27 protein-coding genes are annotated in these 26,222 nt (G+C 39.0%); 25 read left to right on the top strand and 2 right to left on the bottom strand.

Annotated elements, in window-relative coordinates; genetic code table 11:
• The first annotated feature begins 2 nt into the window (after positions 1–2).
• The 7 genes from A6754_RS09110 (at position 3) to A6754_RS09140 (ending at position 7,016) form a co-directional block, all read left to right on the top strand.
• On the top strand, positions 3–716 hold the full coding sequence (locus A6754_RS09110; RefSeq protein WP_066444070.1) for a LysM peptidoglycan-binding domain-containing protein: 714 nt from the start codon (positions 3–5) through the stop codon (positions 714–716).
• Positions 717–790: 74 nt separating this feature from the next.
• A complete protein-coding gene (locus tag A6754_RS09115) occupies positions 791–1,249 on the top strand; it encodes a YpbF family protein (RefSeq protein WP_066444072.1) in 459 nt (152 codons plus the stop codon).
• 354 nt (positions 1,250–1,603) lie between these two features.
• Positions 1,604–2,236, top strand: a complete 633-nt coding sequence (locus A6754_RS09120) for a CBS domain-containing protein (RefSeq protein ID WP_066451532.1) — start codon at positions 1,604–1,606, stop codon at positions 2,234–2,236.
• A 403-nt stretch (positions 2,237–2,639) separates the two neighbouring features.
• Complete coding sequence (locus A6754_RS09125; protein WP_066444075.1) at positions 2,640–3,416, top strand: metallophosphoesterase; 777 nt, start codon at positions 2,640–2,642, stop codon at positions 3,414–3,416.
• A 145-nt stretch (positions 3,417–3,561) separates the two neighbouring features.
• On the top strand, positions 3,562–4,146 hold the full coding sequence (locus tag A6754_RS09130; RefSeq protein ID WP_066444079.1) for a genetic competence negative regulator: 585 nt from the start codon (positions 3,562–3,564) through the stop codon (positions 4,144–4,146).
• Positions 4,147–4,529: 383 nt separating this feature from the next.
• Entirely contained in the window at positions 4,530–5,807 is a 1,278-nt protein-coding gene (locus A6754_RS09135; RefSeq protein ID WP_066444082.1) for a Glu/Leu/Phe/Val family dehydrogenase, read from the top strand.
• A 231-nt stretch (positions 5,808–6,038) separates the two neighbouring features.
• Positions 6,039–7,016 carry a YpdA family putative bacillithiol disulfide reductase gene (locus tag A6754_RS09140; protein WP_066444085.1) on the top strand — a complete coding sequence of 326 codons (978 nt, stop codon included), beginning with the start codon at positions 6,039–6,041 and terminating at the stop codon, positions 7,014–7,016.
• A 559-nt stretch (positions 7,017–7,575) separates the two neighbouring features.
• On the opposite strand, the gene A6754_RS09150 is transcribed toward A6754_RS09140, so the two are convergent.
• Complete coding sequence (locus tag A6754_RS09150; RefSeq protein WP_066444091.1) at positions 7,576–8,553, bottom strand: asparaginase; 978 nt, start codon at positions 8,551–8,553, stop codon at positions 7,576–7,578.
• A gap of 117 nt (positions 8,554–8,670) precedes the next feature.
• On the opposite strand from A6754_RS09150, the gene prsW reads away from it, so the two are divergent.
• The 9 genes from prsW (at position 8,671) to fni (ending at position 16,996) form a co-directional block, all read left to right on the top strand.
• The gene (gene prsW / locus A6754_RS09155) at positions 8,671–9,360 is read left to right on the top strand and encodes a glutamic-type intramembrane protease PrsW (protein WP_066444092.1); all 690 of its coding nucleotides are present in this window, start codon (positions 8,671–8,673) and stop codon (positions 9,358–9,360) included.
• 282 nt (positions 9,361–9,642) lie between these two features.
• The gene (gene sleB, locus A6754_RS09160; protein ID WP_066444093.1) at positions 9,643–10,635 is read left to right on the top strand and encodes a spore cortex-lytic enzyme; all 993 of its coding nucleotides are present in this window, start codon (positions 9,643–9,645) and stop codon (positions 10,633–10,635) included.
• An 11-nt stretch (positions 10,636–10,646) separates the two neighbouring features.
• Positions 10,647–11,996 (top strand): germination protein YpeB, encoded by a 1,350-nt coding sequence (gene ypeB, locus A6754_RS09165; protein WP_066444099.1) that lies wholly within the window; start codon positions 10,647–10,649, stop codon positions 11,994–11,996.
• 145 nt (positions 11,997–12,141) lie between these two features.
• Complete coding sequence (locus tag A6754_RS09170; RefSeq protein ID WP_066444102.1) at positions 12,142–12,801, top strand: flagellar brake protein; 660 nt, start codon at positions 12,142–12,144, stop codon at positions 12,799–12,801.
• A gap of 56 nt (positions 12,802–12,857) precedes the next feature.
• Positions 12,858–13,040, top strand: a complete 183-nt coding sequence (locus A6754_RS09175; RefSeq protein ID WP_066444104.1) for a YpfB family protein — start codon at positions 12,858–12,860, stop codon at positions 13,038–13,040.
• Between the two features lie 208 nt (positions 13,041–13,248).
• The gene (gene cmk, locus A6754_RS09180) at positions 13,249–13,917 is read left to right on the top strand and encodes a (d)CMP kinase (RefSeq protein WP_066444107.1); all 669 of its coding nucleotides are present in this window, start codon (positions 13,249–13,251) and stop codon (positions 13,915–13,917) included.
• 4 nt (positions 13,918–13,921) lie between these two features.
• Positions 13,922–14,503, top strand: a complete 582-nt coding sequence (locus tag A6754_RS09185) for a lysophospholipid acyltransferase family protein (RefSeq protein ID WP_066444110.1) — start codon at positions 13,922–13,924, stop codon at positions 14,501–14,503.
• A gap of 282 nt (positions 14,504–14,785) precedes the next feature.
• A complete protein-coding gene (gene rpsA / locus A6754_RS09190; protein ID WP_066444112.1) occupies positions 14,786–15,925 on the top strand; it encodes a 30S ribosomal protein S1 in 1,140 nt (379 codons plus the stop codon).
• A 12-nt stretch (positions 15,926–15,937) separates the two neighbouring features.
• Complete coding sequence (gene fni / locus A6754_RS09195) at positions 15,938–16,996, top strand: type 2 isopentenyl-diphosphate Delta-isomerase (RefSeq protein WP_066444114.1); 1,059 nt, start codon at positions 15,938–15,940, stop codon at positions 16,994–16,996.
• Between the two features lie 416 nt (positions 16,997–17,412).
• Here the strand turns inward: fni and A6754_RS09200 are convergent, their stop codons facing one another.
• On the bottom strand, positions 17,413–17,562 hold the full coding sequence (locus A6754_RS09200) for a YpzI family protein (protein ID WP_066444122.1): 150 nt from the start codon (positions 17,560–17,562) through the stop codon (positions 17,413–17,415).
• A 105-nt stretch (positions 17,563–17,667) separates the two neighbouring features.
• Between A6754_RS09200 and A6754_RS09205 the strand changes: the two genes are divergently transcribed.
• From A6754_RS09205 to hbs, 9 genes are all read left to right on the top strand, one after another.
• Positions 17,668–18,276, top strand: a complete 609-nt coding sequence (locus tag A6754_RS09205; protein ID WP_066444125.1) for a YphA family membrane protein — start codon at positions 17,668–17,670, stop codon at positions 18,274–18,276.
• Entirely contained in the window at positions 18,273–19,160 is an 888-nt protein-coding gene (locus A6754_RS09210; protein WP_066444126.1) for a YIEGIA family protein, read from the top strand. The genes A6754_RS09205 and A6754_RS09210 overlap by 4 nt, the downstream gene beginning before the upstream one ends.
• Before the next feature lie 3 nt (positions 19,161–19,163).
• Positions 19,164–19,349 carry a capping complex subunit for YIEGIA gene (locus tag A6754_RS09215; protein ID WP_066444128.1) on the top strand — a complete coding sequence of 62 codons (186 nt, stop codon included), beginning with the start codon at positions 19,164–19,166 and terminating at the stop codon, positions 19,347–19,349.
• Positions 19,350–19,673: 324 nt separating this feature from the next.
• Positions 19,674–20,984, top strand: coding sequence for a ribosome biogenesis GTPase Der (der, locus tag A6754_RS09220; protein ID WP_066444131.1), 1,311 nt, complete (start codon positions 19,674–19,676; stop codon positions 20,982–20,984).
• Between the two features lie 122 nt (positions 20,985–21,106).
• On the top strand, positions 21,107–22,147 hold the full coding sequence (locus A6754_RS09225; protein ID WP_156495737.1) for an NAD(P)H-dependent glycerol-3-phosphate dehydrogenase: 1,041 nt from the start codon (positions 21,107–21,109) through the stop codon (positions 22,145–22,147).
• A gap of 330 nt (positions 22,148–22,477) precedes the next feature.
• Entirely contained in the window at positions 22,478–22,681 is a 204-nt protein-coding gene (locus A6754_RS09230) for a DUF2768 domain-containing protein (protein ID WP_066444135.1), read from the top strand.
• A 101-nt stretch (positions 22,682–22,782) separates the two neighbouring features.
• Positions 22,783–23,493, top strand: coding sequence for a YphF family lipoprotein (locus A6754_RS09235; RefSeq protein WP_066444140.1), 711 nt, complete (start codon positions 22,783–22,785; stop codon positions 23,491–23,493).
• Positions 23,494–23,814: 321 nt separating this feature from the next.
• Positions 23,815–25,293, top strand: coding sequence for a stage IV sporulation protein A (gene spoIVA / locus A6754_RS09240; RefSeq protein ID WP_066444143.1), 1,479 nt, complete (start codon positions 23,815–23,817; stop codon positions 25,291–25,293).
• 468 nt (positions 25,294–25,761) lie between these two features.
• Positions 25,762–26,034, top strand: coding sequence for a non-specific DNA-binding protein Hbs (hbs, locus tag A6754_RS09245; protein WP_066444147.1), 273 nt, complete (start codon positions 25,762–25,764; stop codon positions 26,032–26,034).
• Positions 26,035–26,222 lie beyond the last annotated feature (188 nt).

Below are 26,222 nucleotides of genomic sequence, written 5' to 3' on the forward strand. Positions count from 1 at the left end.
TTATGAATAAAGAGGGTCCATATAGAGATCAAGCAGAAAGGCTGCGAAAAAAGATTACCAAAAAAGCTGCTGAGAAAACAGATGTCGTGAAAGAGGAGCTTCCTCCACGGAGCAGGGTGCACAGAAACAAGCAGACGAAAAAAGGTATTAAAGTTAAATACCCAGTGATTCGGCTGCTTGCTCTATTCTTTATTTTGCTTCCAATTATTATTTTTACTGTTTACACGTATGCGAATTGGGGAGATAGTGAAACGACGACAGCTTCTTCAGGCTTTGAGACGTTTGATTACGGGAAAAACAACGAGAATGAAAATGAAGTGATTTTTGAAATAGATGAACAAATGGACGAGAACAAAGAAGAACAGCCAGAGGAGGACAAGCAGCAAACTGAGGATCAAGATCAGAAAGCTGATCCTGCTGAACAGCCCTCTGAACCTGATTCTTCTAATAAACCTGAACAGAACAATCCAAAAGAGCCAGCAGACGAGACCGATAAGCAGCAAGACGAAATTACAAATGAGAGCAATAAGCAAAATAGTGAACCAGCAGAAGGGAAAATCGTCTATCATACTGTGAAAGCAAGTGAAACATTGTTTCGGGTCAGCATGAATTATTATGGTTCTCCTGATGGAGTAGAAATCATTAAGCAGGCTAATGGCCTTTCAAGCAATGAAATTCAAGCTGGACAAGTCTTAAAAATCCCTTTAAATCAATAACTATAACTACCCCTTATTGATCATATTTAAGCGTACAAGCTCATATGATGTACGGATGATAGGGAGGGGGACGGATGGAAACAGCCATTATTGAACTGGATCACCGAACAGATCAGGCTACAAGGCAAATGCTGCAAAAAGTCGTGGATAAAAAGAAAAAATTTGATAAATTAAAGCTCTGGCATTTATATGTCATGTGGGCCGTGTTAATTGCTTCATTCTTATATCTTCTCTTATTATATAAGAATGTTATGGAGCCATACTCTTATTCTTTTGAGGCCATGTTTTCTGCATTTGTTCATTTGCCATTTAATATGTATATGCTGGTCTTTATCGTTGCTTTATACGGCTTTATGAATGTCTTAAAAGAAAAACGCGAAAAAGCGGATAAAGAATTTAATGCTTTAAGATGTGAAATCATCGACAAGAGCAAGGATTTATGGAAAAAAGAAGAAGAATGGAAAAATCGCCACTTGGTATATGAAATGATGAAAAAAACATTTGATGTTAATTTATATCATGAAAATAAATAGTGAATAAAAAAAGAAGCGCTGAGCTTCTTTTTTTTATTCTGGAATAACATTAAATCGTAAATACCATCTATATTGGGATCTGTTTTATATATTTATAAAGGAATTAGTATGCAGTGAAGAATATTTTATTTTAATTGCTTCGGGCACTTGGTTTACATCATACAAATGGGTAAAGAATTTAATTTTTGGGTAACAGTCAAGTGAAAACTTATTCATTTGATATCAATTTTAATGTTTTAAAATAATTTATGAATTAAATGTGAAATGCAAGTTAGTTTTGCTCATAAAAGAGGTATTTTCATGGATATGTGGAAATATACGTATATACTGAAAAGAATAGGTGAGGTGGTTTTAATGTTTGTAAAAAATAGCATGATTCCTAAGCATGGATGTATAACTATTCAGGAAGATGAAACTTTACAAACTGCCTTGGAGAAGCTGGAGGAACACAAAATTGATGCGCTTCCAGTACTAAAAGGCGAACAATATGCTGGAATTGTTACGAGATATCACATTTATGAATCGTTTTTCTCAAAAGGCGGATCGAAAGAAGATTATCTAAACAATACGCTCGCAAAAGATATTGTTACTTTTGTAGACAAATACTTAGAGGGAAGCGAAGTATTTGAAAATACATTGCTGGAATTAAAAGATTTCCCGCTGTTAGCTGTAGTAGGACCAAATCAGAAGTTCCTGGGTATTGTGACTAGATTTGATGTCCTCGCACAGTTTCAATCTGCTTTTGGCACCAATCGCCCAGGAGTAAGAATTGCTTTTACATCGGTAGAATCTGAGGGCAGAATTGCACGGCTTGCAGAAATTGCTCATCAATTCCACGAGCATATTATTTCCTTAGTAACCTTTGATGAGACAGATAAGCTTGTTAGGCGTATTGTAATGAAAGTCGAAAAGAATGAAAATATAGATAAGTTTACCAAAAAACTGGAAAGCTCAGGCTTTAGAATTATAAGCATTCAGGAAATGTAAGAGGCAATGGGCTGGGACATAAATAGTTAGTACCGTGATCCATCCGGATGATTAGAACATAACACTTTCTAATCATCCGGTTTTTTATTGTTGCTTTTAAAAAATACTTTCAATTTCAATAAAATATAATAAAAGAAAAAGCTGCAAGAAGAGAATTTCTTGACGGCAATTAAGCATGATAAGTGTGGCCCCGCTATTGAATTGTACAAGGTGCAAACTATATATTCTCCTCGGAACTTCCATCTTTCCCATTACATACACTAAATAGTCATTTAAATAAGCTGGCCTATGATGGCGAGTTTTCTTTATACTTTTAAAAATTGTGTGATAAAATCATAACATTCGTCGCTTTGACGAAATTGAAAATGGATGACGCTCTTTGAGAGCTTTTTTGGGGGTTCATATGATTTATTTTATCGTGCTGTTCGTACTATTAATGATTTTTCTGCTTCTATATATGGTAAAAGAGGCATTTGCCAATAGAATCCTGCATCAGGAATTAGCTTTTGATGATTTTCCGATCGGGTTCGGAGAAGTTAAGATTTTCTTTATATCAGATATCCATAAGAGAAAAATCCATGAGGATATTATTAATGAAGCCTCTGCTTCCAACTCTGATATGGTGATTATCGGCGGAGACTTGCTGGAGAAAAAGGTTCCTTTGTCAAGAGTGAAAGAGAATCTGCAAAAATTAAAGAGTGTTGCGCCGGTATATTTCATTTGGGGAAATAATGATTATGAGGTTGATGTTAAAAAATTGAATGCATTGCTAATGGAATGCGGTGTAAAAATATTGGATAACTGTGCTGTTACCTTCAAGTCTGCGTTAAATGAATCTTATGCGCTATTAGGAATTAATGATATCAGCTTAAAAAAGGATCGTCTTGATTTAGCAATAAAAGATGCAGAAGACGCTGATTTTAGAATACTAGTAAGTCATGAGCCAAGAGTTATGAGCAAACTGAAGAATGATCATCGTATTTCTTTAGTTCTAAGCGGACATACACATGGAGGGCAAATTCATTTTTTAGGATTTGGTTTGTATGAAAAGGGGAAGATAAAAAAGGCGGACACCGCTACCATTTTGGTTAGTAATGGTTATGGCACTACCGCGCTGCCTCTTCGGCTAGGAGCAAAAGCTGAAACCCATGTTCTCACAATTAAAAACTCAAATCTCTAATGGTAACTGATGTGTTAAAGTGAGTATAAATCCCTGTTTGCCAACAGCAATGATGAATTGTTAAATATGACAGCATTGGACTAATCACCATCTCAGATTTCTTTCATACACTATCGCAAGAGTTGGTTCAGCAGGGGGCATAAATATGCGCTTAGAACGTTTGAATTATAACAAAATCAAAATTTTCCTTTCATTGGACGATTTAATAGACAAAGGTTTGACAAAAGAGGATATTTGGAAAGATTCACTGAAATGGCATCAGTTATTTCATGAAATGCTAGAAGAAGCAAGTGAAACTTTTGGGTTTGAAATACATGGATCAGTTGCAGTGGAAATCTTTTCTGTGCAGGCACAAGGGATGATTATGATCGTTACGATGGAAGAGCATACTGAAGAAGAAGAACTGCTGCAAGAAGGCTTTGTTGAGATGCAGGTCACAATAGACAGCACAGAAGAGAGCGTCTATGAATTTAACGAATTTGATGACATTATCCTGCTTGCAGGGACATTGTATAGGAATGGTTTTGATGGAGGAAGCGTCTACTACTGGAACAATAAATACTTCTGTATATTAAAGGCTGATTCTTCACAAGCTGCAAAACAATTATTTGCCTTAACAGAAGAATACGGCAGTTTAAGTAGTCTTACCAGTCATTATTTACTTGAATATGGAAAGCCGGTAATCAAAGAAAAAGCGATCCAAAATATACATCATTACTTTCATGGGTGAGTGCTATCTTAGAAAGCAGCCCTTAATACTGCATAACAGTAAGCCTCCACTTGGCTGTTAGAGAGGAGGCTTATGATTGTAATTCATCCCTCACAGTTCCTCAAATGAAAAAGATAGGAACAATTAGCAGAGTGAAAAAGGAATTGGAATCCAAAGTGGAATAAGACTAAGAAGAGAAGCTGATAGAACTAGCAGAAGCTGATGCTGAAATCATTAGAATATACTGAAAATTCCCTTGCTGCATCAACGTTGGTAGCGTTTACATAAAATGATAGAAAAATGCGTAAAATAAGTTTTTTCTTCTTGCATAAATCAATCAAAAGTGTATACTATGTCATGAAAGCGGACAACTAAAGAAAGTGATTTTTCTAGGAGGTTTACAAATGGTAGCCGATAAAGGTACTGATCATAAAAACAATGAAGACAAACATGATGTTTTAAAATCAACTCAAACAGTTATCCATAAAGCATTGGAAAAGCTGGGTTATCCGGAAGAAGTATATGAGCTCTTAAAAGAGCCAATGCGATTAATGACGGTTAAGATACCAGTTCGAATGGATGATGGAACAGTTAAAGTCTTTACTGGCTACCGGGCGCAGCATAATGATTCCGTCGGCCCAACAAAAGGCGGTATACGTTTTCACCCTCACGTAACAGAAAAAGAAGTCAAAGCTCTATCTATTTGGATGAGTTTAAAGTGCGGTATTGTTGACTTGCCATACGGAGGAGGAAAAGGCGGGATTGTCTGTGATCCACGTGATATGTCTTTCCGCGAACTTGAGCGGTTGAGCCGTGGCTATGTACGTGCAATTAGCCAAATTGTTGGACCTACTAAGGATATTCCTGCACCTGATGTATTTACAAATTCACAAATCATGGCATGGATGATGGATGAATACAGCCGAATAGATGAATATAACTCACCAGGTTTTATCACAGGAAAACCATTAGTGCTTGGTGGATCTCATGGCCGTGAATCGGCTACTGCTAAAGGTGTAACGATTTGTATACATGAAGCTGCTAAGAAGAGAGGAATTGACCTTAAAGGTGCTAGAGTGGTTGTCCAGGGGTTCGGAAACGCAGGTAGCTTCCTTTCTAAATTTATGCATGATGCTGGCGCTAAAGTGGTTGGTATTTCAGATGCATATGGCGGGTTATATGACCCTGAAGGTCTTGATATAGATTATTTATTGGACCGCCGTGACAGCTTTGGAACTGTGACTAAATTATTTAATGATACGATTACAAATAAAGAGCTGCTTGAGTTGGATTGTGATATTTTAGTTCCCGCGGCTATTGAAAACCAAATTACTGAAGAAAATGCCCACAAAATCCGCGCGAGTATTGTAGTGGAAGCAGCCAATGGCCCAACAACACTTGAAGCAACGGAGATTTTAACAGAACGAGGCATCCTGCTTGTTCCTGATGTGCTTGCTTCTGCTGGCGGTGTTACAGTTTCTTACTTTGAATGGGTGCAAAACAACCAAGGATATTATTGGACTGAAGAAGAAGTGGAAGAGAAGCTTGAGAAAATATTGAGTAAATCGTTTAATAATATTTATGATCTCGCTCAAACACGCCGAGTGAATATGCGCCTGGCTGCATATATGGTTGGTGTTAGAAAAATGGCTGAAGCATCAAGGTTCCGCGGCTGGATTTAATTTTCAACAATAATGTGAATTCATTGTATGTATTTAAAAAATCTCCTATCATATATGGATGGGAGATTTTTTGTATCTTTTAAGCTCGTCGCTTTTGCGTATAGGGTAAGTATACAATTGTAGAATTGAAGAAGGATAAAAATCGGATGTGTTTCTACATTCGCATTGCGAGACATAAAGCAATTCTACATACATAACAGAATTTAATTATAGATCGGGGAGCTGATTTTTTTGAATGAACAAGAAGCAATCATAATAGGCGGGGGACCGTGTGGCCTGGCAGCTGCCATTGCTCTTCAGGATGTCGGAATTAGACCGCTTGTTATCGAAAAAGGGAATATTGTCAATGCCATTTACCATTATCCAACACATCAGACATTCTTCAGTTCCAGCCAAAAACTTGAAATTGGTGAAGTGCCTTTTATAACAGTGGAACATAAACCAACCCGGAATCAGGCATTAACGTATTATCGTGAAGTAGTTAAAAGAAAGAACCTGGACATTCATGCATATGAAAAGGTGTTATCTGTTGCGAAAAAAGAAGATGGACAGTTTATGGTTGTTAGTGACAAACAAACATATAAAACACCATACGTCGTTATTGCGACTGGATATTATGATCATCCAAATTATATGGACATACCTGGAGAAGATCTACCGAAAGTGTTCCACTATTTTAAAGAGGCTCATCCTTATTTCGATAAAGATGTAGTGGTTATTGGCGGGAAAAATTCTAGTGTAGATGCTGCTTTGGAATTGGTAAAAGCAGGTGCAAGAGTGACTGTTTTATACAGAGGAGAGTCTTATTCACCAAGCGTAAAGCCGTGGATCCTTCCCGAATTTGATTCACTGGTCCGGTCGGGTGCGATTTCAATGGTTTTTCAGTCCCATGTAGTAGAAATCAAAGATGATACAGTCATTTATGAAGTAAATGGTGAGACACATGAAATAGAGAATGATTTCGTCTTTGCAATGACAGGCTATCATCCGGATCATCAATTCTTAAAGAGCGTTGGAATAGGAATTGATGAAAGTACTGGAAGACCTTTATATACGGAGGAAACGAAGGAGACGAATGTAGAGGGTATTTATATAGCTGGTGTTATTGCTGCAGGCAATAATGCCAATGAAATTTTTATTGAAAATGGCAGGTTCCACGGAGCTGAAATCGCAGCTTCTATCGTTCAAAAACAAAAGGCTGATTCCTGAATGGAACAGCCTTTTGTTGTTCTCGGGGGGGCTGAACAAGCCGCCTCCGCATTTCTACATGTCCAGCTCCGGCGGCTAGCCCCTCGAGGTCTTAAGCCAATCCAGCCAAAAGGTCAAAGAACGACCTTTCGTCCGACTTGTCTTAAGCTTGTCGGGGCTGAACAAGCCGCCTCCGCATTTCTACATGTCCAGCTCCAGGCGCTAGGGGCTCGAGGTCATAAGTCAATCCGTCTAGAAGGTTAAAGAACAACCTTCCAGCCGGCTCGCCTTATGCTTGTCGCCCCTGAGCAAGCGCCTTCCGCTTTTCTACATGTCCAGCTCCGGCGGCTAGCCCCTCGAGGTCATAAGTCAATCTGTCCAAAAGGTTAAAGAACAACCTTCCGGCCAGCTTGCCTTATGCTTGTCGGGGCTGAACAAGCCGCCTCCGCTTTTCTAATTGTCCAGCTCCAGGCGCTAGGGGCTCGAGGTCATAAGTCAATCCGTCCAGAAGGTTAAAGAACAACCTTCCGGCCGGCTAGCCTTATGCTTGTCGCCCCTGAGCAAGCGCCTTCCGCTTTTCTTATAACCCAAACATTTTTTCGATTTCGGGTTTGGTTTGTTGGTTGGCTAGGCCGATCATTAGTTTTAGGCGGGCTTTTTGGCCGTTTAGTCCGTTGGAGAAGATGACACCTAGTTCTTTTAAGTGTTTGCCTCCGCCTTCGTAACCATAGACATCCTGGGCGATACCGTTAAAGCACCGTGAAACAATGACAACGGGAATGTTGGCAGCTGTCATTTCTTTAATCCCATCAATTGCAGCAGGAGGAAGGTTTCCTTGACCGAGTGCCTCAATAACCACACCATCATAATTGAGTTCTTTAATGGCGTGCAGGAGGGTAGAATCCATTCCGGCGTGTGCTTTCAATAGTGCTACCTTTTGGTTTAAATCCTTAATTTCATAAAGCTCTTTTTTTGTTGGCATATGATGGAAAAGAATACCTCGTTTCGTTACAATACCAATTGGTCCATATTGCGGGCTTTGGAATGTAGAAACATTACTGGTATGCGTTTTTGTGACATTTTTGGCTGTATGTATTTCATCATTTAGAACAACCAGAACGCCTTTGTAATGAGCCTCTTCACTCATTGCAACCCTTATAGAGGAAATTAGATTATACAGTCCATCAGAGCCAATTTCATTGCTTGAACGCATGGCACCAGTTAGTACAACCGGCAGCTGCACATCAACTGTTAAATCCAGAAAATAGGCTGTTTCCTCCAATGTGTCAGTCCCATGTGTAATGACAACACCAGAAACATCTTTCCTTTTCACGTGATCTTCAATCAAGTTCTTTAATATGTTCATTTCTTTTACCGTAATATGAGGCGAAGGTAAATTAAAGGGCTCCTCTACTATAAGATCAGCAAGGGCATGCAATTCATTTGTTTTATCTGTTAATGGGTTTTTTTCATTTGTTGAGACTGCACCGGTTGAGCTGTCTTCACTCATAGATATGGTGCCTCCTGTATGTATAAGCAGAATTTTTTTTCGATTCAATGCTTTGTCCTCCCTAATTTGAAAAATATAGAATATAATTAAATATGCTGTAATGCATTTTCAATCCAATATGATCATGTTACGATTATAGAGACGATTTGAAAAGGAGGGTGGCTCATGTTTGGGATATTATCTGCGGGAATTGCCCCAGGATTAGCTTTATTAAGCTATTTTTACTTGAAAGATCAATATGAGTCAGAACCCTTTTCAATGGTGTTTAAAACGTTCATGTCAGGTGCAATGCTGGTGTTTCCCATCATGTTTATCCAGCATGTAATGGAAACGGAGCATATGATTGATTCCAGCTTCATTAGTGCATTTCTCTCATCTGGCATGCTGGAAGAGTTTTTCAAATGGTTTATTTTATTTTACACAGTCTATCAGCATGTGAATTTTGATGAGCCATACGATGGTATTGTATATGGTGTGTCTGTCTCGTTAGGATTTGCAACAGTTGAAAACATATTATATTTATTTGCACTTGGCATTGAACATGCTGTAGGCAGAGCGCTTCTTCCTGTATCAAGTCATGCACTTTTTGGTGTAATCATGGGTTATTATATAGGAAAAGTGAAATTTTCAGCAACTTCTCGAGGAAAATGGCTTATATTATCCTTATTTGTGCCTTTTTTGCTGCACGGCACATACGATTACATTTTATTAACTTTCAAGTATTGGCCGTACTTCATGGTACCATTTATGATTTTCCTATGGTGGCTGGGTATGAGAAAGGTGAAAAAGGCGAGAGTTTTAACCATCCGGCAAAATCAGGACGCCTTCAAATTTGAACCCCCTTTAAACATGTAAAGAAAGATCTTATAGATGAAATGGTCTGTAATGAAAAAACACTGATAACCTAGATGTTATCAGTGCTTTTTTGCTATTAAATACTATGTAAACAGCTGTTTGAAAGAAATTCAAAGGTGTGGCTACATATTCTTATTTGTTCTCTTATCAGACTTCCTTCTTGAAAGATCTCCATTGGTAAAATACCCCACTCAATCTGATCCTAGTTTTTTGTATAAAAATCCAGACGCTACAGAAAATAGGGTTAATGTAATAAAGAATTACTTTTGGAGGTTATTATACATGAATAAAAAGTTGCTTCTATCCAAGATAATGATCATAATCTCCTTTCTTGTGCTGATGATTCCTTTGATTGGAAATGGCGAAAAAGCAGCCGCCTTCTCTGATCAGGTCATACAGCAAGGAGCTGTTGGAGATGATGTCATTGAACTTCAATCAAGGCTGCAATATCTTGGTTTTTACAATGGGAAAATCGATGGTGTATTTGGCTGGGGAACCTATTGGGCATTAAGGAATTTTCAATATGAATTCGGTTTGCCTATTGATGGGCTTGCTGGTCAAAAAACGAAAGAAAAGTTAGCGAAAGCTTCAAACTATAACGAGCAATTTGTGAAAGAGCAAATTAACAAAGGTAATAAATTTACTCATTATGGCGGTGTAGATTTAAATAAGCAGAAAAAACCTGCTCCTTCCGGTGGCGCAAACCAAAAGAAACAGCCTGCTAAACAAGGACAGACAGGAGGAGGTCAATCTGGCGGCGGAACTCAGTCGGGCGGAGGACAAACCGGCGGGACTCAGGGACAAACTGGCGGTAACCAAGGACAAACCGGCGGCACTCAGGGACAAACTGGGAATGGAGGAACGGCAAATCAGGCTCCTGCTCAGCAAAAACCAACGGCAGCAAATATGCCTAACGGATATTCTGAAAATGATATACAGTTAATGGCAAATGCGGTTTATGGTGAAGCACGCGGAGAGCCATATACTGGGCAGGTTGCTGTTGCAGCAGTTATTTTGAATCGGGTAGAAAGTGCAACATTTCCAAACACCGTTTCTGGCGTCATTTTCGAACCTAGAGCTTTTACAGCTGTAGCTGATGGGCAAATTTGGCTCACACCAAACGAAAAAGCACGTGAAGCAGTATTAGATGCCATCAATGGCTGGGATCCTACCGGAAATGCTTTATACTATTTTAACCCAGACACGGCAACAAGCGGCTGGATATGGACACGTCCGCAAATTAAGAGAATTGGAAAACATATATTCTGTAAATAAGGGGTGAAAGCATGCTAAGAGGCGTTTTAATTGGTGTACTGACATTAGGAGTCGCAGGAACAGCCTTTTGGGGGTATCAGGAGCATAGAGAAAAAAATGCCATCCTAATCAACGCTGAAAATAACTATCAGAGAGCATTTCATGATCTAACCTATCAGATTGATTTGCTGCACGATAAAATTGGAACAACATTAGCAATGAATTCAAGAGAATCTTTGTCACCGGCACTTGCTGAGGTATGGAGGGTTACCTCAGAAGCACATACGGATGTCGGTCAGCTTCCCCTTTCTTTGCTGCCATTCAATAAAACAGAAGAATTTTTGGCGAAGATAGGAGATTTCAGCTATCAGACTGCAGTCAGAGATTTAAATAAAGAACCTTTATCAGACAAAGAATACGATTCACTAAAACAGTTATACACACAAGCAGCCGATGTTCAAAATGATTTACGTGAAGTTCAGCATATGGTACTGGAAAATAATCTGCGCTGGATGGACGTTGAAATGGCATTGGCAGCAGGAGATGAAGCAGGAGATAATACAATCATTGACGGCTTTCAAACGGTTGAAAAGACTGTAGATGGATACGGGGAAACTGATTTTGGCCCTGCATTTGTCAACATGCAGAAGAAGGATGAAAACTTTAAGTACCTAGAGGGTAAAGAAATTACAGAAAACGCAGCGATCAAAGAAGCTAAGGAATATGCTGGATTAGGCAATGATGTGAATGTAAAAGTGACGGAAAATGGAGATGGCTCTGACTACGGCTTCTTTAGTGTGACACTTCAAGATAAAAAATCAAAACAGGAAGCCAATATGGATATAACCAAAAAAGGCGGATATCCGATCTGGTACCTTATGTCAAGGGAAGTAACAGATCAAAAAATCAGTTTAAATGAAGCAAGCAACAAAGCGGTTGAGTTTTTAAAGAAGAATCAATTTGAAAATCTTGATCTCTTTGAAAGTGCGCAATATGACAACATGGGTGTTTTCACTTTTGTCTCTACGCAAGATGGTGTGCGTGTATATCCGGATTCCATCAAAATGAAAATGGCTCTTGATAATGGCAAAATCTTAGGCTTCTCTGCTGAAGATTATTTAAAAGCGCATCATGCAAGAGAAATTCCTGATCCAGGGATTACAGTTGATGAAGCCCGAGAAAAGATTAATCCAGCAGTAGAGGTTATGGAGAACCGGCTGGCAATCATCATCAATGATATAAGCGAAGAAGTACTCTGTTATGAGTTTATGGGTACTTTAGGGGAAGATACGTATCGAATTTATATTAATGCAGATACAGGCATTGAAGAAAAAGTAGATAAATTAAAGAATGCAGAGCCTGTATATGAAGATGTGGTGTAGGAAAAGCGAACTAAGCTTTTCCTTTTTTTTCTATAAACTATATCTTATTTCCTGTGTATTTCGTAAAATGGTCTTGCAACATATATGAGTCACATGTCATAATTAACTGACAAGTTTATCCTTTCGGACAGGGGAAGTGCGGTAATTGATTAAGATAGGGGACACAATTATATTAGAGACAAAATACTCTGAAAGCGGGGAGAGGTATCAAAGTAAAGTAATTGATCAGTCAGAACACTATATATACATAGATTATCCAAAAAACATGGAAACACATAAAACGGCCTTCTTATTGGATGGCACACAATTAAAAGCTTCTTTTGTTGCTGCTGCAGGTGCAGTTTACCTATTTGACAGTGAGGTTGCCGGCAAAGTCAAACGCAATGTTCCGATGATCATGCTTACATATCCTGGAGATGAACAGCTGATGAAAATTCAGCGCCGGCAATATGTACGAGTTGAAACGGCTGTTGATGCAGCTTTGCATTCGCCTGAGGAGAATTTTCCTCCCTTAGTTTGTGTTACAGAGGATATTAGTGCAGGGGGAGCCTCTTTTTCAACAAAATCACAAATTCATGTAGAACCAGAAATGAATGTAAACCTATGGCTTGTTCTCCTTATGCATGGCGGCGAATACCATTATCTAAACTTAAAGAGCAAGATTGTCCGTATTATAAATACGAAGGAGAATAACCGAAAAATCTCAGTTCAGTTTTCAAACATTACTCCGAATGAACGGCAATTATTATTGCGCTATTGCTTTGATCGTCAGCTTGCCTATAAAAAACGCGGAATTGAAGCATAAAATAATGAAAACTTCTCCATACTTGGAATATCAGACAAGTATCGAGAGGTTTTGCTATGAAAACGTTTGAACGTATTCTTTTAAAAATAATCGTTGTGCAGTTTCTTTTCTTGCTATGTTCTCAGCTTTTTTTCCACAAATGGAATGTGTTTCCTGAAATCAAACAGCTAACTCAATATGAAGGAGTCACAGATCAGAACTTTACTGAACTGCTCGAAACCTTTAACTCTAAAAAGTAAGCAGATTTTTGCTTGCTTTTTTTATATTTTTAGCAAGGTTTTGATTTTTTTGGAAATGATATCTGCACACCTTTAACAAATAGAAAAATAAGTCATATTTTTAAAATAGGGAATGCTACATTTTGAGAGATTATCACACGAAATGAACACCGATTCTCTTATTTCTGTGTTAAAATAAATTCGATATTATTGTTTTACAGGAGGAACTATGAAGAAAATCTCAATAGCTATTGATGGTCCTGCTGCTGCAGGTAAAAGTACAGTAGCAAAGATCGTTGCTGAAAAACTATCTTACATATATATAGATACAGGTGCCATGTATAGAGCGCTCACATATAAAGCGATCCAAAATCACGTGAATCTGGAAAATGAGCAGGAATTACTTGCTGTCCTGCAAAAAACGAGTATAGAGCTTATGCCTGGTGAAGAGGGACAAATTATTATTCTTGATGGTGAAAACGTTACAAATGATATCCGTTCAGCTCAAGTCACGAATTCGGTATCAGCTGTAGCAAAACACCGTGCCATTCGGGCAGAGATGGTTGCCAGACAGCAGGAATTTGGGGCTGAAGGCGGAGTTGTGATGGATGGCAGGGATATCGGCACACATGTATTGCCAAATGCTGAGGTAAAAGTTTTTCTTCTTGCATCTGTAGATGAGCGGGCTGCAAGGCGTCATGCTGAAAATCAATCGAAGGGATTCCCAACGGACCTAGAACAGCTAAAGAAAGAAATTGCAACAAGGGACAAGCTGGATTCCGAGCGGGAAGTTGCACCATTGAGGAAGGCAGAAGACGCTGAAGAAATCGACACTACATCTATGTCTATTGGGGAAGTAGCAGATCGTATTTTAGCTTTAGCTGCTGAAAGGAATTAATGATATGACATTATATGGATTTGCAAGGTCTGCTGTAAATGCAGTATTAAAACCGATCTACCGTTATGAAGTGATCGGGAGAGAAAATTTCCCAAAAGAAGGCGGCGTTTTGCTCTGTGCCAACCATATAGATAATTTGGATCCGCCTGTAGTAGGAATTACGGCGCCACGCCCCGTATACTTTATGGCAAAAGAAGAGCTGTTCAATGTGCCCGTGCTGGGGAAGCTGCTGCCTAAAATTCATGCCTTTCCGGTTAAAAGGGGAATGAGTGACCGGGAAGCCTTAAGAAATGGTCTCAAAATTATTAAAGAGGGCAATGTTTTAGGTCTGTTTCCAGAGGGAACTAGAAGTAAAAATGGTGAGCTGGGAAAAGGTTTGGCAGGAGCTGGATTTTTTGCTCTCCGCTCAAGTGCAGAAGTCGTTCCATGTGCTATAATTGGCCCGTATAAACCCTTTAGAAAAATTAAAGTTGTTTATGGTAAGCCAATCAACATCCAGGAATTGCGCGATAGAAAGGCATCTGCAGAAGAAACGACGGATATGATTATGAATGAAATTCGCACTCTGATCAATGCTTATCAATAAGTCTTCTTGCTTGACAAAAACAGCCATTTGTAAGAAGTTTAATAAAAGGCGTTTTTTGTATTGCATTTAAATACAATGTTTTCTGAAAATAGTCTTTAATCATATTTTAGGCTATAGCTGCAGTAGCTGTGCAGTGATTAATCGCTGCATTGAGTATACGGCACAAACTAAGCAGTGCGTGTCATAAGATCATAACCATTTTGCTTCAATTTACAATTAAATGTTGCGGATGGATTTCCAGCATAAAATCTGAAGCAGCCATTGGATTAAGGAGGATTACATATGTCAGAAGAAATGAATGATGTAGAAGTGAAAACCTTTGAAGTTGGAGAAAAAGTTACTGGCCAAGTGACAAAAGTTGAGGAAAAACAAGTAATTGTGCATATTGCAGACAGCAAGCTGGACGGGATTATCCCAATCAGCGAGCTTTCAAGCCTGCATATCGAAAAAGCAAGTGATGCTGTAGCTGAAGGTGAAGAACTTGAGCTAGAAGTATTAAAAGTTGAAGAAGAAGCGTTAATTTTATCAAAAAGAAAAGTAGACGCAGAAAAATCCTGGGAAGACCTTGAAAAAAGATACAATGATGGTGAAGTTTTCGAAGCAGAAATTAAGGATGTTGTAAAAGGCGGTCTTGTCGTTGATCTAGGCGTACGAGGCTTTGTACCGGCTTCTTTAGTTGAAGCATTCTTTGTTGAAGATTTCTCTGATTATAAAGGCAAGACAATGACTTTTAAAATTGTTGAGCTGGATAAAGAAAAAAATCGTTTGATTTTATCTCACAAAGCAGTTGTTGAAGAAGAAAAAGGAAAGCAAAAAAACGAATTGCTTGACTCTTTAAAAGCTGGTGAAGTGCTGGATGGTACTGTACAAAGAATTACAGACTTCGGTGCATTTGTTGATATCGGCGGGGTTGACGGTTTAGTTCATATTTCTCAGCTTTCCTATGAACATGTTGAGAAGCCATCTGATGTAGTGGCAGAGGGCCAGCAAGTAAAAGTAAAAGTGCTTAGTGTTGATCGCGACAATGAGCGGATTTCTCTTTCTATTAAAGAAACACTTCCTGGACCATGGGATCAAATCGGCGAAAAAGCGCCTAAAGGCACTGTTTTAGACGGAACTGTTAGAAGACTTGTTTCTTATGGTGCATTTGTTGAAGTATTCCCTGGTGTTGAAGGGCTTGTTCATATCTCTCAAATAGCTCACAAACATATCGGCACTCCACATGAAGTGCTGAAAGAAGGCGAACAAGTAAAAGTAAAAGTACTTGAAGCAAATGAAGAGGAGCAAAGATTGTCCTTAAGCATTAAAGATCTGCTGGAAAAAGAGGAAGAAGTTCCAACAGATTATGAACTGCCAGAAGAATCTAAAGGTTTCCAGCTTGGTGAAATGATTGGCGACCAATTAAAGAATTTAAATAAATAATGGTGATAAATAGTGTCTAGAGCAAAAAGGAAATGGGATCATATTCAAAACGCGCTATCTACCGGGCAAAAGTCACTAACCGGTTTTCAAGACGTTACTTTTATCCATCAAAGCCTGCCAGACACAAGTCTAGATCACATATCATTAGCATCAGAAATTGGCGAACTATTATTAAGTTCGCCAATTTTTATCAATGCAATGACTGGAGGCGGAGGAGAGAAAACCTACCAGATTAATCGTGATCTGGCCATCGCTGCAAGGCAGACTGGTGTAGCAATTGCGGTGGGTTCACAAATGTCAGCCTTAAAAGATCAGAACGAAGCAGAATCTTATCGAGTTGTTCGGAAAGAAAACCCTGATGGCATTCTGTTTGCCAATCTGGGCAGTGAAGCCACTCTTGACCAGGCAAAAGCGGCTGTCGATATGATTGAGGCAAATGCTCTTCAGATTCACTTGAATGTAGTTCAGGAGCTGGTTATGCCTGAAGGTGATCGTGACTTTACTGGTGCGTTAAAAAGAATTGAACACATTGTACATAATTTGGAAGTTCCGGTCATAGTGAAAGAAGTTGGATTTGGGATTAGCAAAGAAACGATTTGGAAACTAAAAGAAGCAGGAGTAGCTATTGTAGATGTTGGCGGTTTTGGCGGCACCAATTTTTCAAGAATTGAAAATGAACGGAGACAAAGACATATCCCATTTTTTGATTCATGGGGCATTCCGACAGCCGTTTCAATTGCCGAAACATCAGCGCACAAAGGAAATATAACTATCCTAGCATCTGGAGGTATTCAAACGAGCACAGAGGCTGCCAAATCCATAGCACTTGGTGCAAATGCTGCAGGCATGGCTGGTGCCCTCTTAAAGGTGCTTATTAAAGGGGATTTAGAGAATCTCATTGATGAAATCGGTCTCCTGCACCAGGAGTTAAAAATGATTATGACCGCATTAGGAGCGAAGACGCTCAAACAACTGCAGCAAGCTCCACTTCTTCTAAGCGGTGATGTGCACCATTGGTTAAAGCAAAGAGGCGTCAACACGGAAATGTATAGCCAGAGATCTATCAAGTAATTGAGATTCATATCATATAAAAAGCAAGCAGGGATATATACATATCTCTGCTTGCTTTTTTGTGTGTGAAAAAAATGAATCTTTGTTATTTGTAAGAACGGATTTGACCTGCCTGGCTTGTCTTATGCTTGTCGCAGCTGAGCGAGCCGCCTCCGCTTTTCGTATTGTCTAGCTTCAGGCGCTAGGGACTCGAGGTCTTAAGCCAATCCAGTCAAAAGGTCAAAGAACGACCTTCTGCCTGGCTTGTCTTAAGCTTGTCGTCCCTGAGCAAGCGCCTTCCGCATTTCTTTATTGTCTAGCTCCGGCGGCTAGCTGCTCGAGGTCATAAGTCAATCCAGTCAAAAGGTCAAAGAACGACCTTCTGCCTGGCTCGCCTTATGCTTGTCGCAGCTGAGCGAGCCGCCTCCGCTTTTCTGTTAATGCTGTGTCTTCATGTTGTCGTTTAGGGCTCTTGCTTCTTTGGGGCTTTGTAATTTTGTTGCTCCAGGATAGTGGAGTGCCTGATCACGATCAGATTCTACTCTTCCGCTGTTTTTTAGCTTCTTTTCTTGACGATCTCTTCCCATAATACACACCTCCTATGTTTAAGATGAAGCTTTCCTGAAAGTTTATACTGTAAAGATTAAAATACATAGGATTTAGTCATAATGGTAATGATAGGAGGTGTCGGGTTGGACGGAATAATATTTTATTTTACAGCGTGGGGAATTTGGATTCTTTCCAGCTTTTTAATAGATAAGAAACAGCGTTATAGGCTAGGGTTTTCAGCATGGATATTGCTGCTCATTATTTTTTCAGGTTATTACTTTTCTATTGATGCTGTTTCTGTTTCTTTTTCGGCTATTTTAGTCGTTCTAACCGTTTATTCATTATTGGCTAAATATAAAAACAAAAAGCTTTTTTATTTTTTGGTGTGCCAGTTAATTGGAGTTTTAGCATATGTTAGTTTTCATTTGTTTGAAATGTTTGATCCTGTATGGGTCATTATGGACAGAGAATGGATGCTTTCTGTCATGATGGTGCTTGTATCTTTAATTTTAATGAGAAAAAGATTCGAACGGGTCTTGCTGCTTGCATCAGCTGGCATACATGGAGAAATGGTTAATGGAATTATTTTTCATTCATTTTCTTTTCCCTATACAATAGGGTCTTTTGTTTATTTAGATGTTCTGGCAATGGCTGCTCTGATCCTGCTTTTATGGAATGGAGTAGAATATATAACTGCCTATTTAGGGTCTTACTTTAACCAGCTTGAAAAAGAGAGGGGAAAACCATCATGAGTGAATATACATATCCCATTTTGTTTGGTTTGATTATTGGAACTGCAACAAGAATGTACATGCTGCGTACAGATTATCGGCAATACCCTACCTATCTGCATGGCAAAATTATTCATGTAGCACTTGGGTTTATCGCAGCGGGACTTGGGACAGTAGCAATCCCTTCAATCATGGAAGAGGATTTTACGGCCATTACGTTTTTAACGTTAGCAGCCTCTCAATTTCGTGAGGTTCGCAATATGGAAAGAAACACCTTAACTGAGCTGGACAGCTACGAAATGGTGCCAAGAGGCAAGACGTATATTGAAGGAATCGCCATTGCGTTTGAGAGCAGAAATTATCTTGTCATCTTTACATCACTAGTAAGTACACTAATCTATTTATTAATAAATGTATGGGCTGCCCTGATCGCTGCAATTATTTGTGTCTTGATCGCTAAAGTGCTTATGTCCGGCGGGCGTTTAAAGGATATTGTTGAGATAGAATATGTAGAGCCTCGTTTTGATGGTCCTGGTCTTTACGTTGACAATATTTATATTATGAATATCGGTCTTCCTCAGCGGCAAGAAGAAGTACTGCGGTATGGAATGGGCTTCATTTTAAAGCCAAAAAACTTTAATTCCAGATCAACAATTGCAAACCTTGGCCAGCGTCAAGCGATTTTACATGATGTTTCAACTGCTCTTGGTGTTTATAGAGATTCGGGCACACCAGCGCTCGTTCCGCTTGCTAAGCGAGATTTGGATGATGGTCGTGTTGGGGTGTTCGTTCTGCCGCAGGAAAAGGATATAAAACGGGCAATTAAAATAATTGGAGCTGTTCCAACCCTTGAAAATGCGATTAGGATGCCAAGCGAACGTCATGTAGAAGGCGAGGGGAAATAAAGAATGGTTTTAGAAAAATATATATTGGCAGCCATTACAACCAATTCTTCCAAAATACCTGGCGGAACTGCTGTTTTTTATTGTGACAGCAAACAGGAAATGGAAACGATCGCAGCAAATCTGGAAGCGATATTAGATGGTATCGCCCATATGTTAACAGAGGAATTATATGTTATTGTTAAGCACTAATCATATAAATTGCAGAAGAGTATAGCTCAAAACTTATCCAAATGTTGCCTCTATGAAGAAGCTCTGATAAAATAATGAAGTTAGACCCTTCTTTTTCATAGAAGGGTTATTTTTGAGATATGAATGATTTTCATTGTTTATTACAGAATAACTCGTCATATTGCTCTTAAATAGAACATGCTGATTGGCAAGCCTGAAAGGCGAAGCCAGAGGCTTAGTTGCACTTATACCTTATTCCAAATTAGCAACTGCGTCGAATGATCTCCAGCGCTGATAACCTATACGATTTTAAAGTATAAATAAAAACCTTGAAGGGGTGATGTTATGGCAAAACCAGTAGTGGCTATTGTCGGACGTCCGAATGTTGGTAAATCAACTATTTTTAACAGAATTGTAGGAGAAAGAATATCCATTGTCGAAGATATTCCCGGTGTAACGAGGGATCGTATATACAGCTCTGCAGAATGGCTTACACATGATTTTAATATTATCGATACTGGCGGTATTGATATAGGGGACGAGCCTTTCTTAGAGCAAATTAGACAGCAGGCAGAGATTGCCATAGAAGAAGCAGACGTTATCGTCTTTCTTGTTAACGGCCGTGAAGGTGTTACTAGTGCGGACGAAGAAGTTGCCAAAATCTTATATAAGGCAAAGAAACCTGTTGTGCTTGGTGTGAATAAAATTGATAATCCTGAAATGCGTGACCAGATTTATGACTTTTACGCATTAGGCTTTGGAGAACCTTTCCCAATATCCGGCTCACATGGACTTGGTTTAGGAGACCTTTTGGATGAGGCTGCTAAGCATTTTCCAAAACATGGCGGAAATGAATATGCTGATGATGTCATTAAATTCTCTTTAATCGGCAGACCTAATGTCGGCAAATCGTCTTTAGTAAATGCCATTTTAGGAGAAGATCGTGTAATCGTCAGTAATGTGGCAGGAACAACGAGAGATGCAATTGACTCCCAGCTGACTTACAACGGTGAGAAATATGTAATCATTGATACAGCTGGCATGAGGAAAAAAGGAAAGGTCTACGAAACAACTGAAAAATACAGTGTTTTAAGAGCCCTTCGTGCAATTGAACGTTCTGACGTTGTTCTTGTTGTAATAGACGGAGAAGAAGGAATAATCGAACAGGATAAACGTATTGCAGGGTATGCACATGAAGCAGGCCGTGCAGTGGTAATCGTTGTGAATAAATGGGATGCTGTTGAAAAAGATGAAAAAACGATGAAAGCGTTCGAAACGAATATTCGAGAGCACTTTTTGTTCCTCGACTATGCACCAATTGTCTTTTTATCTGCTATAACGAAAAAACGGATTCATACTCTGATCCCTATGATTAATACTGCCAGTGAAAATCATGCATTGCGTGTTGAAACGAGCATACTGAATGATGTGATTATGGATGCGGTTGCTATGAACCCAACTCCAACAGATAAAGGAAAACGACTGCGCATTTACTTTGCAACACAAGTAGCAGTTAAACCGCCTACTTTTGTTATTTTCGTAAATGATCCTGAACTCATGCATTTCTCTTACGAACGCTTCTTAGAAAATCGAATCAGAGATGCTTTTGGCTTTGAAGGCACACCGATTAAGATTTTTTCTCGCGAAAGAAAATAAAATCAATAAAAGCACTGTACATTAGGACAGGTTTTATAGATACAAATCTGTGATAAAGGCTCTGTAAGGCGATTAGCCTAAATCCTTGAAGCAGGACAATAAGTTAAAAAGCGGTGATGATAATGAAAAGTGTTGAATCAATTGCCGTCATTGGCGCAGGAAGCTGGGGTACTGCCCTTGCCATGGTTTTAGCTGATAACGGACATGATGTAAGGCTTTGGGGTCATAAACCAGAACAAATTGATGAAATTAATACACATCATACAAACCAAAAATATTTACCGGATATAACTTTGCCAAAAAATATTATCGGTCATGTATCCCTCGGAGAAGCTATAGAAGACGCAGAGGTGCTTGTTCTTGCTGTTCCGACCAAAGCGATCCGTGAAGTCGTCAACAAAATTACTGTAATCAGAAAAGACCCGATGACAATCGTGCATGTGAGTAAAGGGATAGAGCCGAATAGCTTAATGCGCATCTCAGAAATGATTGAAGAGGAGACACCCTCCCATCTTTTAAAAAGTGTAGTGGTGCTTTCTGGCCCAAGCCACGCTGAAGAGGTCAGTTTAAGACAGCCAACAACAGTTACTGTTTCTTCCAAAGAATTAGAGGAAGCAGAGAGAATTCAAGATCTATTTATTAATCAGCATTTTCGTGTCTATACCAACCCTGATATTATCGGTGTTGAAATAGGCGGAGCATTAAAAAATATTATTGCACTGGCTGCTGGGATTACAGATGGTCTTGGCTATGGGGACAATGCCAAGGCAGCGCTCATCACAAGAGGATTGGCTGAGATCGCCCGTTTAGGGGTTAAAATGGGTGCCAGCCCGCTTACATTCTCTGGTTTAACAGGGATTGGTGACTTAATTGTTACTTGTACAAGTGTTCATTCCAGAAACTGGAGAGCGGGAAACTTACTCGGTAAAGGCCAGAATTTGCAGGAAGTGCTTGATAATATGGGCATGGTGGTTGAAGGTGTCCGCACAACGAAGGCTGCTCATCAGCTTGCTGAAAAATATCAAGTAACAATGCCGATTACAGACGTGCTTTATAGTGTGCTTTTTGAGAATGTCAGTGCAAAAGACGCTGTAGAATTGCTAATGGCACGTGGAAAAACGCATGAAATGGAAGACCTTACAAATTTGCTTGGCGGCCAGTAACCGCCATTTTAGACTTCTTTCTTCTGATCATTCATTTGCTTTATATGATCAATGGCGGTAATTTATTTGAAAATATAGGCATTTAAACGATACAGGAAGAAATGGAATTGCATACAATGCAACGAAGCAAACTGGTAACATGATCAGGGTGTAGGTTAATTTAGTCATATTGCCGGGAAATTGGAAATGCCCCTTCCGATTTCCCGGTTATTTTTATACAAAGAAAAGGAAGGGTGCAAAGGTTTTAATAAGCATGAAAACGTTTGTGTACAGCCTATATTTCCTGCTTTTTCTATGTTATAATACTTTTCGGAAAAAGGAGTGAAATGAATGTCAGATTCTTTAATGAAAATGTGGATTTCTCTATCATCCATGGGCTTTATGTTTATATCCATTTTGTTAATATACTTAAGCCGATTTAAATTAAAAAATAAAACACTAAAATTTATTACAGCCTTTATTGCCTATATTCTTATGATTATTAGCGGTATTATTATATTCCTGATCGTATTTGGAGGACCTACACCTGAATAATTCTGTTTAAGGGATAGATCATTCTGCTGTCTGGAGTTCCCATTCAGAACAGAAGTCTTTTGCAAAAAACACTAGATATACATACTAAAGGATTGATAATCATGAAAAAAAGCTTGCTGCGTTTAATAGGTGCAGCCACTATATTAATATGTTTGGCTGGCTGTGCATATCCACAGGAGCGGCTGGCGCAGAATCAAATTCCATATGAGGATCAGCTTGCTGCTGTTCAAAATGCAGTCGACCAATTCAGGGAAACAAATACGGGGCTTCTCCCGATAAAAACGAAGGATATGGATACACCAATCTATCAAAAATATTTAATTGATTTTAATAAGCTAACCCCTGCATTTATGGCCGAACCGCCAGGAAATGCTTTTGAAATGGGTGGTGTGTTTCAATATGTCATCGTAAATGCCGAAACAGAGCCTGCTGTAAAGATCTTTGATTTACGTATGGCTGAAACGATCCGCGAAATTAAAATCCGTTTAAAAGGTCATGAGTACCCTCCTTTTAAAGAGCAAATCGAAAGCCATGTATTCACTCTCGATTTTGAAAAACTCGGCTATAAAGAGGATCCTGTAGCTATCAGCCCGTACTCCGGCAGAAATCTGCCATTTGTGATTACAGGTGATGGTGAAATTTATGTTGATTATCGCAGTGATTTATTTGAGGCTGTAGATCAAACGGATACTACGTTAAAACAGGGAGAAGACATCCGGAATATTTTAGTGGAAGATTCTCCTTTTGTGCCTTCCTATTCTTTGCCTTACACAATAAATGAAGACAGTGAACCAATCTTTTTGGTGAAATAGTCATAACCTTTCTTTTACAAAATATATTGTAAGAGAAAGGTTTTTTTGTTTTACTATACTGCCGAGTAATCAGCAATACTCCTTTGTTAACATTCATGATTAGTTCTTATCTGCTATTCATAAATATTAGCTTCTCAAACCTGGTGAATACACTGTTTACAAAGGATAAGAGATATAGAAAGATACTTTATTTTAGGGAGAGGGGAAATTTTATAAAAAAGTTGGCATAACGATGTAGGACAACATCATAAACATATAGTGTCCAGATATACTTAATAGGATAATATTTCCCACTAACTCGGAGATTCAGGAGGGGATCACTTGGAAAAGGTAGATGTGTTTAAAGATATTGCCGAAAGAACCGGAGGCGATATCTATTTCGGAGTAGTAGGTGCAGTTCGTACAGGGAAATCAACGTTTATTAAAAAATTTATGGAATTAGTTGTTTTACCGAGCATGGAAAATGAAGCTGAACGCGCACGTACTCAGGATGAACTTCCGCAAAGTGCTGCAGGGAAAACAATCATGACAACAGAACCGAAATTTGTTCCAAACCAGGCTGCATCTGTACATGTTGATGAAGGTCTTAACGTAAATATTCGTCTTGTCGATTGTGTGGGGTATACAGTTCCTGGGGCAATGGGCTATGAAGATGAAAATGGTCCAAGAATGATCAATACTCCTTGGTATGAAGAGCCGATTCCTTTTCATGAGGCAGCTGAAATCGGAACGAGAAAAGTCATTCAGGAGCATTCTACCATTGGTGTCGTCATCACTACGGATGGTACAATTGGTGAAATTCCAAGATCGAGCTATTTAGAGGCAGAGGCTAGGGTGATTGACGAACTGAAGGAAGTTGGAAAACCATTTATTATGGTGATTAACAGCGTACAGCCTCATCACCCGAATACTGAGGCGTTAAGAGAGCAATTAGCTGAACAGTATGATATTCCTGTCCTTGCGATGAGTGTGGAGGGAATGAGAGAGTCAGATGTTCTAAATGTAATGAGAGAAGCCCTTTACGAGTTTCCAGTCCTCGAAGTTAATGTTAACTTACCAAGCTGGGTAATGGTACTCCGTGAGGATCACTGGCTTCGTGAGAGCTACCAGGAAGCTGTGAAGGAAACAGTGAAGGATATTAAAAGATTAAGAGATGTCGATCGGGTTGTCCATCAATTTGGAGACTTTGAATTCATTGAGCGCGCTGGATTGGCAGGGATTGAGATGGGGCAGGGAATAGCGGAGATTGATCTATTTGCTCCGGATGACTTGTATGATGATGTGCTTAAGGAAATTGTCGGTGTTGAGATCAGAGGAAAAGATCATTTATTAGAGCTTATGCAGGAATTTTCTCATGCGAAAGCAGAATATGATCAGATATCTGATGCGCTTACAATGGTTAAGCAAACAGGTTATGGGATCGCCGCTCCATCTTTAGCTGATATGAGCTTGGATGAACCAGAAATTACGCGTCATGGCTCAAGATTTGGAGTCCGTTTAAAAGCGGTGGCACCATCCATTCATATGATTAAAGTGGATGTTGAATCCGAATTTTCACCAATCATTGGCACGGAAAAACAAAGTGAAGAGCTGGTTCGTTACTTAATGCAGGACTTCGAGGACGATCCGCTATCCATTTGGAATTCAGATATTTTTGGCAGAAGCCTGAGTTCGATAGTAAGAGAAGGCATACAAGCAAAGCTCTCCCTTATGCCTGAAAATGCTCGCTATAAACTGAAAGAAACGCTGGAAAGAATCATTAATGAAGGTTCTGGCGGCCTAATCGCCATTATCCTATAAGTATATGGATGCAAGGCAACGGACTCCTTTTAGGGGTCTTTTTTTTGCATTTAATCATAAATAAACTACAATAATTCATAGGAAGGATAAATAGAAAAAAGTAGAGCATTTAATGGTATAAATATATTCTAGTGGTTTGTCAAAGTGCAAGATGGGGAATACATCTTTCTGTTGGGCGTATTACAGTTATATTTCAAAAAAGAAAAGATTCCCATTAAATCGTGAAATATTCTTGATATGCATAAATGATTATGATAATCTTTTAACAGAATTACTGTTGTGATGCTTAAACCCTTATCACAAAAGGATTTTTTGCGTTATTGATTGAAAAATTCCGCGAGTTGATATATGATAAGGCATGCTTAAACAAATATACGTCACAACGTATAGAATTCAGTAATTTTGTTTACAAATGAATGTAAGAATCTATTTACTGAGTTATATTGTTTTTGGGAGGAGGTGAAAGTAATGAACAAGACAGAACTAATCAACGCAGTTGCTGAAGCTAGCGAGCTTTCCAAAAAGGATGCTACTAAAGCAGTCGATGCTGTTTTCGATACAATTTTAGAAGCGCTTAAAAACGGTGATAAAATTCAACTAATCGGTTTCGGAAACTTTGAAGTGCGCGAGCGTGCAGCACGTAAAGGCCGCAACCCGCAAACAGGCGAAGAAATCGAAATCGCTGCAAGCAAAGTTCCTGCTTTCAAACCAGGAAAAGCGCTTAAAGACGCTGTAAAATAAGTACATATATGTGCGATAGAAACCGCGAGATCATTCTCGCGGTTTTTGTTTGTGCTTAAGAAATGTAAATTTATGCTAAAGGGCTTCCGTTAGCAACATGACCTTGAGAGAGATTATTCATATAAACAATAGGATGAATAGATCGGCCTTAAACGATTCGGCAAGATGTTTTTGCTAGTAAGTCATAG

Origin of the sequence: Cytobacillus gottheilii (genome assembly GCF_001636345.1) — a bacterium.
GTDB lineage: Bacteria > Bacillota > Bacilli > Bacillales > Cytobacillaceae > Cytobacillus > Cytobacillus gottheilii.

Bases quoted from the DNA above. Each gene is read 5' to 3' on its own strand.
- A6754_RS09110 (WP_066444070.1), top strand. From the start codon at position 3: ATGAATAAAGAGGGTCCATATAGAGATCAAGCAGAAAGGCTGCGAAAA.
- A6754_RS09115 (WP_066444072.1), top strand. From the start codon at position 791: ATGGAAACAGCCATTATTGAACTGGATCACCGAACAGATCAGGCTACA.
- A6754_RS09120 (WP_066451532.1), top strand. From the start codon at position 1,604: ATGTTTGTAAAAAATAGCATGATTCCTAAGCATGGATGTATAACTATT.
- A6754_RS09125 (WP_066444075.1), top strand. From the start codon at position 2,640: ATGATTTATTTTATCGTGCTGTTCGTACTATTAATGATTTTTCTGCTT.
- A6754_RS09130 (WP_066444079.1), top strand. From the start codon at position 3,562: ATGCGCTTAGAACGTTTGAATTATAACAAAATCAAAATTTTCCTTTCA.
- A6754_RS09135 (WP_066444082.1), top strand. From the start codon at position 4,530: ATGGTAGCCGATAAAGGTACTGATCATAAAAACAATGAAGACAAACAT.
- prsW (WP_066444092.1), top strand. From the start codon at position 8,671: ATGTTTGGGATATTATCTGCGGGAATTGCCCCAGGATTAGCTTTATTA.
- sleB (WP_066444093.1), top strand. From the start codon at position 9,643: ATGAATAAAAAGTTGCTTCTATCCAAGATAATGATCATAATCTCCTTT.
- ypeB (WP_066444099.1), top strand. From the start codon at position 10,647: ATGCTAAGAGGCGTTTTAATTGGTGTACTGACATTAGGAGTCGCAGGA.
- A6754_RS09175 (WP_066444104.1), top strand. From the start codon at position 12,858: ATGAAAACGTTTGAACGTATTCTTTTAAAAATAATCGTTGTGCAGTTT.
- cmk (WP_066444107.1), top strand. From the start codon at position 13,249: ATGAAGAAAATCTCAATAGCTATTGATGGTCCTGCTGCTGCAGGTAAA.
- A6754_RS09185 (WP_066444110.1), top strand. From the start codon at position 13,922: ATGACATTATATGGATTTGCAAGGTCTGCTGTAAATGCAGTATTAAAA.
- rpsA (WP_066444112.1), top strand. From the start codon at position 14,786: ATGTCAGAAGAAATGAATGATGTAGAAGTGAAAACCTTTGAAGTTGGA.
- A6754_RS09200 (WP_066444122.1), bottom strand. From the start codon at position 17,562: ATGGGAAGAGATCGTCAAGAAAAGAAGCTAAAAAACAGCGGAAGAGTA.
- A6754_RS09210 (WP_066444126.1), top strand. From the start codon at position 18,273: ATGAGTGAATATACATATCCCATTTTGTTTGGTTTGATTATTGGAACT.
- A6754_RS09215 (WP_066444128.1), top strand. From the start codon at position 19,164: ATGGTTTTAGAAAAATATATATTGGCAGCCATTACAACCAATTCTTCC.
- der (WP_066444131.1), top strand. From the start codon at position 19,674: ATGGCAAAACCAGTAGTGGCTATTGTCGGACGTCCGAATGTTGGTAAA.
- A6754_RS09225 (WP_156495737.1), top strand. From the start codon at position 21,107: ATGAAAAGTGTTGAATCAATTGCCGTCATTGGCGCAGGAAGCTGGGGT.
- A6754_RS09230 (WP_066444135.1), top strand. From the start codon at position 22,478: ATGTCAGATTCTTTAATGAAAATGTGGATTTCTCTATCATCCATGGGC.
- A6754_RS09235 (WP_066444140.1), top strand. From the start codon at position 22,783: ATGAAAAAAAGCTTGCTGCGTTTAATAGGTGCAGCCACTATATTAATA.
- hbs (WP_066444147.1), top strand. From the start codon at position 25,762: ATGAACAAGACAGAACTAATCAACGCAGTTGCTGAAGCTAGCGAGCTT.